Origin of the sequence: Parabacteroides sp. PF5-9 (assembly GCF_029893105.1) — a bacterium.
In the GTDB taxonomy this organism is placed as follows: domain Bacteria; phylum Bacteroidota; class Bacteroidia; order Bacteroidales; family Tannerellaceae; genus JARXWG01.
Window position 1 is genome coordinate 1 of record NZ_JARXWG010000017.1, and the last position, 14514, is coordinate 14514.

The following is a 14514-nucleotide window of genomic DNA, read 5'->3' on the forward strand; positions in this document are numbered from 1 at the left end:
CAAAATGACAACCTTGTTAGGGATGAGTTTTGGTTGTGTCAACTTTTATAGTAAACAGTGACGAAATGTGACAACCAATTTTAGGATAAGTCAAACATGCAAAAAGAAGATTCGTTTGACAACTGTCAAATGATTATTACACAACTGTCTTTTAATCATTTGACAATTATAGAATGATCATTTGACAGTTGTCAAACGAATTCTTATTTGGAATTGATGCGATAAGGGTAAAGGATATAATTTGAAAAGGATTTGGGGGATCTTCAGTAGTTTTCCTAAAGCCTATTAAACATAATCATGATTATAATAATCTAATGATAATTTTCACAGATCAACAAAATGGCACAATAAAAAAGCCCGTATACAACTTCACAGTTACATACGGACAACAAATAACAAACTCTACTTATATGAAAAAACAAATACTACTACAATGTTCTTTGATTATATAACAAGACTCACATGATTTTGTTCAAAGAAAAGGTTATTTTTTTCTAAAAAAGTACATTTCCCGTTATGCATGCATAACTAACAGCGGTGTATCTGCATGAAATAGCATTTTTCTTGCAATGCTCGGATTAAACATTCTTGCCAGAATATTCCGTCGATGCGTACTTAATGCAAGCATATCAATATGCTTATCTCTGACAAAATCTTCGATAGCCATCAACAGATCTCCATCGTTTAACACAGTATAAGAGATTGTGGAATCCGGGTATTGTTTACTCAGATACTCACGAACACCGGATAAACGAATTTCATTCCATTCGTCTTTGCTTGTCGAAATATTAAACAGATGAATCTGCGCGTCATAACCATCCATCACTTCCATAAACTGGTCAAATACAGCCAAGTCCCGTTGATTGAATGAAGTTGCAAAAGCTATATTTTTGATGTTCGACATATCGTTGAACGGAATATTTTCAGGTATAGCTAATACCGGAAATTTATTGGCTTCTATGATTTCTCCGGTAACACTACCTATCAAATCCATCTCTTTCTGGTTCTTACCACGTGTTCCCATAACTATTAAAGTGGGATGAAACTCTTTACTATAAGCCAGTATTTCATCTTCAGGCAAACCTTCACGCAATATATAATTGAATTTTACTTCCGGAAGTTCACCCGACGACATTCGTCTATTGATCTGTGTGCATATATTCTCCATATCTGTTTGTACCCTTTTGAGCACATGTTGAACGGTTTCTTCTTCATTCACCTGATAAGCTAATGTATCAGACAATGGTATGGCCGACGGAAAATAAGGACTAAAATAGGCATGCATTAACATCACTTCCGCTCCAACTTTATGGGCGTGATTGATCCCTAATTCACACGCTTTAAACGAATACTCTGAAAAATCGATTGGAATTAATATCTTTTTTTCTTTAGGTTTATCTCCTTCAGCCTTATCTTCCAACCAATTGCTATCCTCTATAATGCGAATTGCCTGAGGCAGATCGCTTTCTTTTATACGCACTCTAACTCCATCAGATACAATAGGTTGTATCTGGTTTACATTGTGTAAATAGACATCAATACCTTCTGTTTCAAGGATTGTTTTTAAGATCTGGGCTTTCTCAAATGTATGAATCGCCAACGTGATTAATTTGTCTTCCATAATTATTATCGTTTTATATATTAAACAATCTGTTGTTTATGAATGTTTTATGAATGAAAAAATCCCAGAGCTTTTCTACTTGCTATGGGATTTTCAAGATATCCTGTAAACTTGTTTACGCTTCAGGTGCTTCTGAGACAACCCGATTTTCTTCGAGTATCTCCATAGCACGATCAAATATTGTCGTATCATCTAAAACGACTAAACCACCATCAGGTCCTGGCTCGATGTGTATCCCACAACTCTTTCCATCCCTGAAATTCTGGCCTCCAAAATAGTTTCTCACTGTTTCGACAGACATACCCAGTTCGTCTGCAATACGATGAGTACTTCCGTCGGGCAAACTGTCTTTGAGCTTGCGCAGTTCGTTAAATGTGATTGTCTTTGTCATGATATTTTACTATTTGAAAGTTAATAATTAAGTTAATATGATGCCACTAACTTAGTGATTAAAAGTTATTGTAGCAAATTATGCAGATCGAAATAAACATGCTTTACGGCATGTCTAAAAGGCTAATTATGAAGTAAGGAGGCTAATTGTACATTAAAAATCATCAATAATATGATATTAATGATTATCGCATAAACAATTAGCTTAATTCTTTGAGGGGAATAGATCTTGGAAGAAAGTACAAACTCTCCCCCCCTATTCTTCCAAATTAATGTCCGACATTGTACATATATGAAATAAACTAAAGATCCAAAGATCAAGCCTACTATAAGTCCCGGTACAATATCTGAAATAAAATGAACACCAAGGTAAATACGCGTATAAGCAGTCAATGTTGCCCATATAAATACAGTCCACGTAAAAAAACGATTCTGAAAAAGTAACGCCATATACATGGCAAAGCCGAATGAGTTGGCCGCATGACTTGAGATAAAACCATACAGTCCTCCCCTATAATCGAATACTGTTTTCACATCATTCATAAAATCGGGATGATGTGTGGGGCGAAAACGGGTAAAAAGAGGTTTAAGTAAATGTGAAGCAAACTGGTCGCAAAGCGTAACAACCAAGGTTATTGCCAGAAAGATCAACAGCCATTCTTTCCAGTTTTTTTTATAGATCAGTGTAATTACAATAAAAGCAGCTAAAGGAAGCCATACCGCTTTTCCGGAATAAAGCCACATGAAGCGATCCAGAAAAGCAGAATCGCTACCATTAAGCATAAAGAAGACATCACGCTCGTATTCTAATATTTTTTCCAGCATCTAATTAGATTATTTCCATATCTTTACTTGGCATCCATCCGACATTTCCATCCTCCAATTCGATTTCTTTCCAATCACCTAATGTGCTTTTAATAGATACTTTTGTTCCTTCATGCAAGATAAACAGATCTGTTCCGCTTGTGGCAGGAGAACTTTTTACTGTCACTGTGGGAGAAAAAACAATTGCATCTGTTCGGTTTATCATCTCTTTCTTTTGGTTGTTCGCAAAAATATTCGCAAAAACAACCAATACCAATAATACAAGTCCTACATAAAAACCGATCTTTTTTAAACGAATCCACCGAGAAAAAAAGAAAAGAGTTAAACAACCGATAAATAAGATGAAACAACTAATCCCTACCTTAGCCCAAGAGTCAGCCTTTCCCATATTCTGAACAGTATCAAACCATTTGACAAGAAAAAACTCACCAATCGGTTCTATATTATCAACTGCACGCATCTTAGCCATCTGAAGATTAAAGCGGATATCACTGTCGCCGGGATCCAATAATAATGCACGTTCATAATTCAGAATCGAAGGGGCTACCTGCCCTGATTTATAATAAGCATTACCCAGGTTATAATAAATTTCAGCCGATTCGCCATATTCCTTCAGAACAGATTCATAAAGTTCAATGGCTTTTGAATAATCCTCGCCGGCGTATGCAGTTTCTGCTTCTTTAATCGAAGTATCCTGTGCATTAAGAGTAAAAGCAAAATGCTGCAACAGTACAAAAAAGAATATATATCTGATCGTTTTCATAGGTTTATTTCTTTTTAATTGTATTCTCCATTTTACCAATAGCATCAACAGTTAATCCATACAATTTATCCATTGCATCAGAAGCTTGAGAAGGCGCATAACGGGCAAATTCGCAGGTGTTCAATATCTCCATAAACTCATCGATCAATGTTTGATCAACTCCGTATTTATATAATTCGGTCTCTACATTGTCTTTGGATAAATTGGCCTGAGGTATACTCAGTTTGTCACTAAGGTATCCCCACAATGCCCGCAGGACTTCTTCATAGAATGCTTCTTTCTGATTCTCTTTCATTAGTTTACCTGCATTCTTCAAGCGTTTTACTGCCATTTTATTGGCTTTCTTTGTTCGCACAAGGGCGATATCGGCGTTTTCTTTGATCTGCTTGCGATAGACAAAGAAGAAGACAATAAACAACAACGCTGGAATCAGGTAACAGAGATAAAACATCCATGAACCAAAGAATACGTTTTCTTTTTTAATAAAGTTTACTCCTTTGATTTTAAGATAGTGTATATCTTGTCCTAAGTACCTCACATTCTCTCTGTTATTAAAAGAAGAGACAACCGGAGAAGTTGCATCCCCTCCCTCCCCTTTCTCTACATGTAATTTGTACGGTTGGGAAGAGAGTGTTTTGTAAGAGCCGCTTTTCAAGTCAAAATAAGAGAATGTGATCGCAGGAATCTCAAAATCACCACCATATCGGGGTATCGCCATATATTCGATCGTTTTAGTACCGGTAACCCCAGTTGTTGTTGTACGGCTATCCAATTTTACGGTAGGATCATATACCTCAAAATCATTAGGAAACTGTACTTCCGGATTCTTTACAAGACGAACATTTCCTGTTCCTGAAATCTTTACTGTGATCGTCACTGCCTCATTGGCTTTCAGTTGATCGGTATTAATACTTGACGACATAGTGAAATCACCTACTGATCCGGCAAAAGATGACGGTTTTCCGGAAGGCAATGGCTTAACATCTACTGTTACAGCATTATTTGCCAATGTTTTCTTCACATCCCTCGTCATATTGAAAAAGTCATCAAATATACTCTGCACCCGCTGTTGAGTGGCTATTCGGACAACAACATCATAACTTCCACGATCAATAGTGATCTTCCCTGAACGCTGAGGATACAACATGGTCTGCCGAAGAACAATCGTTCTGTAATTACGGTTATTATAATTCTCAAGTTTGATTTGAGCTTCAGACGGTTGTTCGATATCTTGTACTAAAAATCCTTCAAAATCAGGAAATTTCACATTGGTTATGCCTGCTATATCATGCAAAGAATACAGTTTAAACGTTACTAGAATAGGTTCTTGTTCATATACTGACCGCTTGGATAATTGCATCTGAACAAAAAGGCTTTCGTTCGTTATAGCCGCTGCACTGGATGTTCCTCCCTGAGCCTGTGCTGCAGCTGCTTCATCTGCTTTATCGGGCGGTAACACTTTGACAACAACTGCATTGGATGAATAATTGGCATTATTTACTTTAATTGTTGCCGGAGGGAGATTAAACGTACCCTCTTTTTTCGGGAGTAACACATAGGTATAAGTAACCGTTGTTTCACTCGATCGTTGATTATTCACAATCCGGGTACTATGAGAAGTAGATACGGAAGGTCCCATCAGTACATCAAAGTCGGCAATCTCTTCCGTAATCCTAAACTCTTTTCCTTCAGCATTGACAGTATAAGTCAATCGAAATTGATTACCTAAAACGACAGCTTCGGGAGCAGAAGCCTTAAACTCTACCTGTTGAGCTTTTAACTGTACCCCTATTGATGTGAATAGAAAGAATAAGAAAACCAATTTTCTCATTATTTTATATCTTATTTTTTGTTTTACCATTTGCCTCAAAATAGATTACCACTCTTTGTCGGTTCTACGACGTTGCTGTTGTTGCTGCTGCGCTTTTTTTACTTTCTCCTGCGTATCTTTCTCATCTTGAAGGAATGCATCCAGGATCTGCTGTGCATTGTCCTGACTCATCTGCTCATTCGGCTGCTGTTCTTCCTGAGTTTTATCCTCCTTTTGATCATCGGGTTGTTGTTGCTGCTGATCCTGTTGTTGATCTTGTTGGTTTTCATCCTGTTGTTGATCTTCATTCTGTTGATCTTGTCCCTGATCATCATTTTCCTGATCTTGCAACAGTTTCTGAGCTAAAGCCAGGTTATAACGCGTTTCATCATCGGTATGGTTCAACCGAAGCGATTCTTTATAAGCTTCGATACTTTTGGGATAATCCTTATTTTGCATCAGAATGTTTCCCATATTATGATAAACCTGAGAAAGCCGCTCTTTGCCATTCGAGGTTTCCAGTAATCTGTCCCGCTGACTGGAAAGCAACTGATATTGTTCGGCTGCTTCCGGTAACTTCCCTTGCTTATATAAGGCATTCGCCAGATTATAGGTTCCTTCTACAGAACGAGGATTTACTTCCAGACTTTTTCGGTAAGCAATCTCTGACTCTGTAAATTTCTCCTCCAAATAGAGTTTATTTCCTTCTTTTACGTTCTTACGCTCTGCTTTTTGAGCAAACACAACGACATGGCATAAAAGAAATGCCATTGTCCATATCATTGATTTTTGCATACGTTTCATCATCTAATCGAATTAAGAGAATAATTTTACTTTTCTGAAAATACGATTTTTTCGATCCAATGTGAGGAATTCAGCGATTAATAAAACCAAAACAATCCAGGCTAATAACTGGAACTGTTCATCGTATTCTGAATAGATCTTGCTATCCAACTCAGCTTTAGTCATCTTATCCAACTCAGTCTGTAATGCTTTTAATGCCGTATTGGTATTATCTGCCCGAACATACATCCCGTTACCGGCAGCAGCGATCTCCTGACACATTTGCTCGTTTAACTTGGTGATAACCACATTCCCGTCACGATCTTTCATGTAATTATTATTTCCTCCCGCCGGAATAGGTGCTCCTTGTGGTGAACCGATTCCAACAATATTGACATAAATGCCTTTCTCCGACGCTTTTTGGGCGGCACCAACCGCATCATCTTCGTGATTCTCTCCGTCAGTAATCAGAATAATTGCTTTATCAGAAGTCTCATTTGGAGTAAACGATCGCGCAGCCAGGTTGATCGCAGCACCAATAGATGTTCCTTGTGAAGAGACCATTGACGGATTAATCGATGAAAGAAACATCTTGGCTGAAATATAGTCAGAGGTGATCGGTAATTGTGTAAAAGCATCTCCTGCAAAAACAATCAATCCTACCTTATCATTGGATAGTCCGTCTGTCAACCGGGATAACATCTGTTTCGCTTTCTCCAATCTGTTGGGAGCAACATCTTCAGACATCATCGAGTTGGAAACATCCAGACACACCATAATTTCGATCCCCTGACGCTTAACTGTTTCCAGTTTTGATCCGAACTGCGGACCGGCAATAACAAATATAATCAGAGTAATTGCTCCGAATAATAACCAGAATTTCAGATGCTGCCGTTTAGAAGATACTTCAGGCATCAATGCAGCTAATAATTCGGGATTACCGTATTTCTTGATCGCTTTTTTCTTCCGAATAATGGTATAAAAATAAAATCCAATCAATACCGGAAGTATAAAAAGCAAGTATAAAAAATCAGGATTTGCAAAACGAAACATATTCCTTCTATTTTTATGGTATATTTCTCAACAACGTATTTCTCAACAAGATCTCAACCAACAATAAAGCAAAAATTAATAATGCCCAGTTTTTATATTCTTCCTGTTTTTTGCTGAACTCCTGAACACTGATCTTTGTTTTTTCCAACTGGTCAATTTCTGTATAGATCTCTTTTAAACTCGCATTATCGGTCGCACGAAAATACTGACCGCCTGTCATAACTGCAATCTGTTGTAAAACAGCTTCATCAATCTCTACTGGCACATTCTGATATTGTATACCAAAAGGTGTTTGATAGGGATAAGGCGCTGTTCCTCGTGTACCGACCCCAATCGTATATACGCGTATTCCAAAACTACGGGCTATTTCGGCGGCCGTAACAGGTGCTATTTCACCCATATTATTAACCCCGTCAGTCAGTAATATAATGACTTTGGATATCGCCTGACTATCTTTTATCCGGCTAACAGCATTAGCCAGTCCTAATCCGATGGCTGTACCATCCTGTATCATGCCACTTTGTATATCCCTGAACAGGTTTAATAAGACAGTATGATCTGTTGTTAAAGGACATTGCGTAAAACTTTCTCCTGAGAAAACAACCAATCCGATATTATCATTCGGACGCCCGTTGATAAATGAAGCGGCCACATCTTTGGCTGCTTCCAACCGGTTAGGTTTTAAATCTTCTGCCAACATACTTCCTGAAATATCCATAGCCAGCATGATATCGATCCCTTCTGTTGACGAATTTTGCCAACTATTTGTCGACTGTGGCCGTGCCAGTACAAGAATAAGTAATGTGATAGCAAACATACGCAACACAAAGGGCACATGGCGTAAATAGATTTTCCATGAAGCAGCCTTAGGAACTTCAAAAGCCTCTGTTGAAGAAACCTGTAAACTCGCCTGGCTTTTCCGTAATTTATAAATATACCAGGCTATTAATGGAATCAGTAATACTAATAAATATAAATATGTTGGATTCGCAAATACCATTTCTTTTTTATTTAAATCATCAATACAACATGATAAATGACCGCATACGATCAATCAGGCTTAATCTGATGATCATTTTGATCTTTAATTTCATCAACCTGAAGGGTGTTTTGTTCTTTCTCCTCCGCTTCTACAGTTGAAACGGGAATCTCTTCCACTTTGGTTTGATTGATAAACAGGTAAGCGTTCATCATACTCAAATCGTTTTCATCAGGCAACGGATGCATCTTCGCAAATTTTACAAAATCAGACAATTGAAGAATTTGTTTCAGGTTTTCATACACCGAATTTGCTTCACTCTCTTGTTTTATAAAATCAAGAATTTCACTTGATGTCATCTCCATCGCATTCATCTCGAAACGATCGACCATATATTTACGGAGCGTATCCGTAATCAAAGTGTAATATTCTTTATTACGACCTTGCTGCCAGAGACGTTGCTGTTTGATTTCATCCAACTCTTTAAGCGCCTGTTCATGCGGCGGTAATTTAGGCTCTTCTTTCTTAAATGGAAGGATCGACTTCTTGCTTTGTAAACGTTTTATCAGATAGACCGCCAAAACGATTAAGAGTATTGCTAATAACAATCCAAATATGATCGGATAATAATCAGCTAATACAAAAGGAGGTTTCCATACCTGTTTAATATCATAAAACTGTTCCGGCTCATCAGCATTTACTGGAACAGAAGAAACCTTTAAAGCCAGCTGTCCGGATTGTATCGTATCTATCCCATCAATAACCTTAAAAGGAGGAAGCAGATAAAGAGCCGAATCAAATGAGGTGATCAGTATATCCTGCTTGATCACCAAACGATCATTTTCAATGATACTAGAATCAGGTCTGAAAGTGTGTAGCACTTCAACCCCACGCATCAACGTATCAATAGGAACAAGAATTTGTACCTGCTTCTCTTTATCTGTAGTAATGGTAAGATGTAACTTGGTCTGTTCTCCGATCAGTATAGCAGTCGAATCAATCGCAACATCAATCAATGTACGCTGAGCATACATTTTTCCTGTTGTAATAAAGACTGTCAATATGAAGAGTAGTATACATTTACTTATCAATTTCATTGTAATCTTCAATTACGTTTTTCAAAAAGAGCAATTAACGACTTCACATAATCATCTTCAGTACGAATAGAGACAGAATCTACACGGCTTTTTTTAAACGCATCATTCATAGCTGATTGTCTCTTATCCCACCACTCTTTGTAAGCTTCACGAACACGGCCGGAAGAAGAATCAATCCACTGCTCTTTTCCTGTTTCCGCATCTTTCACTTTCATCAATCCAACGGCAGGCAATGTCATTTCTCTTTGATCATAAACCTGAATCGCAACCACATCATGTTTCCGGTTTGCAATTGTCAGGGCATCCTTGAAACTCCCTTTATTGATAAAATCGGAAATCAGAAAAGTCGTACACCGCTTTTTTATCGCATTGGTCAGATATTTCAGAACTAAATTAATATCGGTTTGACTATCTTCCGGATGAAAATCGATCAATTCACGAATAATATACAAAATATGCCTTTTCCCTTTCTGCGGAGGTATAAATTTCTCGATTTTATCGGAAAAAAAGATCACGCCTATTTTATCGTTATTCTGAATTGCCGAAAATGCTAATGTCGCCGCTATCTCTGTGATAATCTCTTTTTTCATAACATTTACAGAGCCAAAATCACGGCTGCCGGAAACATCAATCAAAAGCATCACCGTTAGTTCACGTTCTTCTTCAAACACCTTCACATACGGACGGTTGTAACGGGCTGTTACATTCCAATCAATATCACGAATATCATCCCCATATTCGTATTCGCGTACTTCACTAAAAGCCATACCCCTTCCCTTAAAAGCGGAATGATATTGCCCTGCAAAAATATTGCGGGACAAACCACGGGTTTTTATTTCAATACGCCGAACCTTTTTGATGAGTTCACTAGTTTCCATACGTCTAATTGTCAATTGTTAATTATCCATTGTCAATTATTAAGGTACTTCTACTTTATTCAAAATCTCACTGATCACTTCTTCCGATGTCAGGTTATTTGCTTCTGCTTCATAACTCAATCCGATACGGTGTCGCATCACGTCATGACATACGGCACGTACATCTTCCGGAATCACATACCCTCTGCGTTTTATAAATGCATATGCGCGTGCTGCCAATGCCAGATTAATGGAAGCACGAGGAGATGCTCCGAAAGAGATCATATTGGTCAGGTTACTCAATCCATGTTCTTGAGGGAAACGTGTTGCAAAAACAATATCAACAATATACCGTTCTATCTTTTCATCCAGATAAACTTCACGTACTATATTACGGGCATCCAGGATCTCTTCTTTGGTTAAAACCGGCTTTATTTCAGGTTTTATACCGGAAATATTCTGCCGGATAATCAATTTCTCTTCCTCTTTTTTAGGATAATTGATGATTACTTTCAACATAAAACGGTCTACCTGCGCTTCCGGCAACGGATAAGTACCTTCCTGTTCGATCGGATTCTGTGTAGCCATTACCAGGAAAGGTTTTGGTAATGTATACGTTTTTTCACTGATCGTTACCTGTCGTTCCTGCATCGCTTCAAGTAATGCACTTTGTACTTTAGCCGGTGCACGGTTGATCTCATCTGCTAATACAAAATTAGCGAAGACTGGTCCTTGTTTAACCATAAATTCTTCGCTTTTCTGACTGTAAATCATCGTTCCGATTACATCTGCCGGAAGTAAGTCGGGAGTAAACTGTATACGGCTATACTTTGCGTCAATCAATGACGCCAATGTTTTTATCGCCAATGTTTTTGCTAATCCCGGTACCCCTTCAAGGAGAATATGCCCATCCGAAAGCAGACCTATCAATAACGATTCCACTAAATGTTTCTGACCAACAATCACCTGGTCCATTCCCATTGCAATCATATTTACAAACGAACTTTTACCTTCAATTCGTTCATTCAACTCACGAATGTCTACTGTCTGACTCATAGAATTAATCAATTATACATTATTATTTTTACCAGAGTTATATTTCTTCATTTGATCCACAAAATTAGAAATGTTAAAAAGGTATACATCACTTTTGCAGTTAAATAATTCTAACTGACAAAAGCGCTTTTATTTTATTTTAAAAAAAACGGGTAATTTATCTGTATTTCGCTAAAATTTCTCGCTGATAGGCTGTCGCTTTATTTACAGATTCTCTTGAATTGGCATCAATTCCGTATACATGAGCAGCAGGAATTGATAGTTCCGACCCTATTAAAAGGTTATTTGGATCACCGATAAGTACTTTATTGTAATCATAAATATATACCCAGAAAATTTTATTTCCATAATATTCTTCAGCATATAGTGTCAGTCTGTCTCCTGACTTTATTTCGATTTTTCCTATTACGTCAGAGGAGTTGTCAGCTGACGATGATGACGCTACTACAGATGGTTCATTTGTTCGAACGGCAGGTTGTTCTGCGTCTGAAGTCGAAGGAGAAACCAATTCTTCTTCTGTGGTAGATTCTGGCTCTGACAGATCATCCGATTGATCCGATTGTGAAGATTCATATCCAGGCATTGCTATTTGCTCTTGTGGAACTGGAGTTTTCTGAGCAGAGAATGTAAATGATCCTCCTGTCATATACCAATAACCACCAATAATAAGCAACAGAACAGCAACCGAACCGATTATTAGACCTATTCTTTTTGAATTATTTCCTTTTTTCTTTTTCTGAACTTTAGCAACCTTTTTTTCTGGTCGCTTAGCCTTCTCCTTAACAGATGGTGAAGGGGATGATTTTTCTACCGGAGTAGTAACTGTCGAAGCAACCTTTTCAACCGACTCTACAGCAACGGTGTCTGCTGTTTTTTTCTGACTATCCACTAAAGGCGCTGGTTCTTCTTGTTCTTTAACAGGTTCTTCCGCTACGACATCATCTACAGCTATTTCGGCCTGTAACTCCTCTTTTCGTTCTTCTACAACAGGTACAAGTTCTTCTATAGGAATCTCTGACACTTCTTCCACAACAGGAATCTCTTCCGGCAATTTTGCAGGAATTTCAACCTCCGTCTCTACAGGAACAGGGATGACACTTTCTGCATCCTGTGAAACTTTAGCTGCTGTTGACTCTGTTTTTACAACAACTTCTTCAATTATTTCTTCTATCTCTTCTGTTAATTCCAACTCTTCCTCTTCAAGTGTTTCTAGACCTATACCTTTCTGAGTCGTAATTTCAACCCCTTCTATTTCAACTTCATCGCCAACCTGAGTAGTTTCAAAGAAAGAGAATGGCTTATTTACCAATACTTTCAGGTCTTTATCCGGGAGAAACGTAAACTTATAATGCGCAGGAATGATAAAACGTTCACCTGTATTCACATGAATGCTCTCACGTTTTTCGACAAGAATAATTTTAAAGGTACCAAACCCTTTTACTTTAGCAATCCTGTCCTCAAAAACACCTTTTGTGATTACTGCGACCAATTCTCTAAGGAATAACTCCGATTCCTTTTTTGTCTTTCCACTCTCCGCAGATAATAAGGCGGCTAACTCCTGTATGGAATATCGATCATTCATTATTGTCTAATTCTTTATTGTCCAATTCTTTAAGTTTAGCTTTCACGGTAGCCCCTGGTTTAAATACGGGTACTAATTTGGGGGGAACTAAATATCGTTTACCGTTTACCGGGTTCACCGAAATACGTTCAGCTTTTTTCCTGACTTCAAACTGACCTAATTTTTGTAAATAAACGGAATCGGTATCAACTAATCGGGTACTAACAATCGAACTTAAAAGGACCATTGTGTCTGTTACCTCCTGAGTAGTCCATTCCATACGTTTTGCTAACTCTTTTATTAGTTCTTTGCTTTTCATTAATCTTATTTTAGAATATTGCGGCTATATTAGTTATTTTTTTGTAAATTGACAAATATATTGACAGTTTTTAAATTAAATCAAGATTTCACCATATAATTCAAAGGGTTGAGCATCCGTTATACGCACACTATAAAAATCCCCAAATGTCAGTTGTTTATCTTTCCGGATCAGCACTTCCGGATCAACTTCCGGAGAATCAAACTCGGTTCTTCCGATATAGAAGTCCTCTTCCTCACGATCAACAATTGTTTTATAGGTTTGTCCGATTTTATTATGACTGATTTCATCGGAAATACCTTCTTGTATTCGCATGATATAATCCAGTCGCTCCTGTTTGATCTCCTGTGGAATATCATCTATATAATGTTTATGCGAATAAGTACCTTGTTCATGACTGTAAATAAAAGCGCCAAGTCGTTCAAACTTAACCTTTTTTACAAATTCGACCAGTTCTACAAAATCCTGTTCCGTCTCCCCGGGATGTCCTGTCATAACAGTCGTGCGCAAATGTATTCCTGGTACTTCTTTTCGAATTTGCTCGATCAATTCGTATGTTTCTTCTTTCTTTATCCGACGACGCATAAGCTGAAGCATCGGATCGCTGATATGTTGTAAGGCTATATCCATATACTTACAGACATTTTCACGTTCGCGCATTACCCGCAACAATTCATAGGGAAACTGTGCAGGATAACCATAATGCAAACGGATCCATTCTACTCCCGGAACATCCGAAAGGCGTTCAACCAATTCAGGTAATGCCAATCTTTTATATCTGTCCAGTCCATAATACGTGAGATCTTGTGCGATCAACTGAAATTCTTTGACTCCCTTTTTAACAAGGATCTTCGCCTCTTCAATCAGTTCTTCTATTGGACGTGATTGATAACGGCCTGTTATAAGCGGAATGGCACAATATGAACATGTTCGATTACATCCTTCCGCTATCTTCAGATAGGCATAATGGGAAGGAGTGGTTAAGATACGATCAACAGCCAGATCCTGATTATATGATTTCCCGAGATCATTCAACATCTCTTTCCAGTTGAACTTCCCATAGAATTTATCAACTTCAGGCAGTTCTTGGGTCAGGTCTTTCATGAATCGTTCTGATAAACATCCCATGACAAATAACCTGGCTATTTTCCCACTCTTCTTTGCTGCTCCAAGTTCTAAAATCATATTTATAGATTCTTCTTGGGCATCTCCGATAAAACCACATGTATTCACCACCACTATTTCACCATCTATAATCGGCGGATCATGTTCTATCTGATATCCATTCGCTATAAACTGTTTCATCAGTTGTTCCGAATCAACTAGATTTTTAGAACATCCTAATGTGATAATATCTATTTTATTTTTTTTCATGTAACACACTTAAAAACAACAAAACG

The 14514-nt window shown here is 37.8% G+C and carries 14 protein-coding genes; all 14 read right to left on the minus strand.

Annotation, left to right across the window (positions count from 1 at the left end):
• Positions 1–514: 514 nt before the first annotated feature.
• Positions 515–1621, minus strand: a complete 1107-nt coding sequence (locus M2135_RS10515; RefSeq protein ID WP_280748463.1) for a universal stress protein — start codon at positions 1619–1621, stop codon at positions 515–517.
• A gap of 115 nt (positions 1622–1736) precedes the next feature.
• Complete coding sequence (locus tag M2135_RS10520; protein WP_280748464.1) at positions 1737–2012, minus strand: DNA-binding protein; 276 nt, start codon at positions 2010–2012, stop codon at positions 1737–1739.
• A 122-nt stretch (positions 2013–2134) separates the two neighbouring features.
• The gene (locus M2135_RS10525) at positions 2135–2836 is read right to left on the minus strand and encodes a phosphatase PAP2 family protein (RefSeq protein WP_280748465.1); all 702 of its coding nucleotides are present in this window, start codon (positions 2834–2836) and stop codon (positions 2135–2137) included.
• A gap of 4 nt (positions 2837–2840) precedes the next feature.
• Positions 2841–3599 carry a tetratricopeptide repeat protein gene (locus tag M2135_RS10530; RefSeq protein ID WP_280748466.1) on the minus strand — a complete coding sequence of 253 codons (759 nt, stop codon included), beginning with the start codon at positions 3597–3599 and terminating at the stop codon, positions 2841–2843.
• A 4-nt stretch (positions 3600–3603) separates the two neighbouring features.
• The gene (locus M2135_RS10535) at positions 3604–5430 is read right to left on the minus strand and encodes a BatD family protein (RefSeq protein WP_280748467.1); all 1827 of its coding nucleotides are present in this window, start codon (positions 5428–5430) and stop codon (positions 3604–3606) included.
• A 45-nt stretch (positions 5431–5475) separates the two neighbouring features.
• Positions 5476–6213 carry a tetratricopeptide repeat protein gene (locus tag M2135_RS10540; protein WP_280748468.1) on the minus strand — a complete coding sequence of 246 codons (738 nt, stop codon included), beginning with the start codon at positions 6211–6213 and terminating at the stop codon, positions 5476–5478.
• Between the two features lie 12 nt (positions 6214–6225).
• Entirely contained in the window at positions 6226–7245 is a 1020-nt protein-coding gene (locus M2135_RS10545) for a VWA domain-containing protein (protein ID WP_280748469.1), read from the minus strand.
• A gap of 13 nt (positions 7246–7258) precedes the next feature.
• On the minus strand, positions 7259–8245 hold the full coding sequence (locus M2135_RS10550) for a VWA domain-containing protein (protein ID WP_280748470.1): 987 nt from the start codon (positions 8243–8245) through the stop codon (positions 7259–7261).
• Between the two features lie 50 nt (positions 8246–8295).
• The gene (locus M2135_RS10555) at positions 8296–9321 is read right to left on the minus strand and encodes a hypothetical protein (RefSeq protein WP_280748471.1); all 1026 of its coding nucleotides are present in this window, start codon (positions 9319–9321) and stop codon (positions 8296–8298) included.
• Positions 9322–9329: 8 nt separating this feature from the next.
• Positions 9330–10199 carry a DUF58 domain-containing protein gene (locus M2135_RS10560; protein ID WP_280748472.1) on the minus strand — a complete coding sequence of 290 codons (870 nt, stop codon included), beginning with the start codon at positions 10197–10199 and terminating at the stop codon, positions 9330–9332.
• 39 nt (positions 10200–10238) lie between these two features.
• Positions 10239–11234, minus strand: a complete 996-nt coding sequence (locus M2135_RS10565) for a MoxR family ATPase (protein WP_280748473.1) — start codon at positions 11232–11234, stop codon at positions 10239–10241.
• Positions 11235–11391: 157 nt separating this feature from the next.
• Positions 11392–12816 (minus strand): HU family DNA-binding protein, encoded by a 1425-nt coding sequence (locus M2135_RS10570; protein ID WP_280748474.1) that lies wholly within the window; start codon positions 12814–12816, stop codon positions 11392–11394.
• Positions 12809–13114, minus strand: a complete 306-nt coding sequence (locus M2135_RS10575; protein WP_280748475.1) for an HU family DNA-binding protein — start codon at positions 13112–13114, stop codon at positions 12809–12811. The genes M2135_RS10570 and M2135_RS10575 overlap by 8 nt, the downstream gene beginning before the upstream one ends.
• Positions 13115–13189: 75 nt before the next feature.
• Positions 13190–14488: a 30S ribosomal protein S12 methylthiotransferase RimO gene (gene rimO, locus M2135_RS10580; protein WP_280748476.1), complete on the minus strand. Its 1299-nt coding sequence runs from the start codon at positions 14486–14488 to the stop codon at positions 13190–13192.
• Positions 14489–14514 lie beyond the last annotated feature (26 nt).

What these genes read in the sequence shown, in the direction of transcription:
- M2135_RS10565 (WP_280748473.1), bottom strand. Translation starts at nt 11,234, where the DNA reads ATGAGTCAGACAGTAGACATTCGTGAGTTGAATGAACGAATTGAAGGT.
- M2135_RS10525 (WP_280748465.1), bottom strand. Translation starts at nt 2,836, where the DNA reads ATGCTGGAAAAAATATTAGAATACGAGCGTGATGTCTTCTTTATGCTT.
- M2135_RS10575 (WP_280748475.1), bottom strand. Translation starts at nt 13,114, where the DNA reads ATGAAAAGCAAAGAACTAATAAAAGAGTTAGCAAAACGTATGGAATGG.
- M2135_RS10535 (WP_280748467.1), bottom strand. Translation starts at nt 5,430, where the DNA reads ATGAGAAAATTGGTTTTCTTATTCTTTCTATTCACATCAATAGGGGTA.
- M2135_RS10520 (WP_280748464.1), bottom strand. Translation starts at nt 2,012, where the DNA reads ATGACAAAGACAATCACATTTAACGAACTGCGCAAGCTCAAAGACAGT.
- M2135_RS10515 (WP_280748463.1), bottom strand. Translation starts at nt 1,621, where the DNA reads ATGGAAGACAAATTAATCACGTTGGCGATTCATACATTTGAGAAAGCC.
- M2135_RS10545 (WP_280748469.1), bottom strand. Translation starts at nt 7,245, where the DNA reads ATGTTTCGTTTTGCAAATCCTGATTTTTTATACTTGCTTTTTATACTT.
- rimO (WP_280748476.1), bottom strand. Translation starts at nt 14,488, where the DNA reads ATGAAAAAAAATAAAATAGATATTATCACATTAGGATGTTCTAAAAAT.
- M2135_RS10550 (WP_280748470.1), bottom strand. Translation starts at nt 8,245, where the DNA reads ATGGTATTTGCGAATCCAACATATTTATATTTATTAGTATTACTGATT.
- M2135_RS10570 (WP_280748474.1), bottom strand. Translation starts at nt 12,816, where the DNA reads ATGAATGATCGATATTCCATACAGGAGTTAGCCGCCTTATTATCTGCG.
- M2135_RS10530 (WP_280748466.1), bottom strand. Translation starts at nt 3,599, where the DNA reads ATGAAAACGATCAGATATATATTCTTTTTTGTACTGTTGCAGCATTTT.
- M2135_RS10540 (WP_280748468.1), bottom strand. Translation starts at nt 6,213, where the DNA reads ATGAAACGTATGCAAAAATCAATGATATGGACAATGGCATTTCTTTTA.
- M2135_RS10555 (WP_280748471.1), bottom strand. Translation starts at nt 9,321, where the DNA reads ATGAAATTGATAAGTAAATGTATACTACTCTTCATATTGACAGTCTTT.
- M2135_RS10560 (WP_280748472.1), bottom strand. Translation starts at nt 10,199, where the DNA reads ATGGAAACTAGTGAACTCATCAAAAAGGTTCGGCGTATTGAAATAAAA.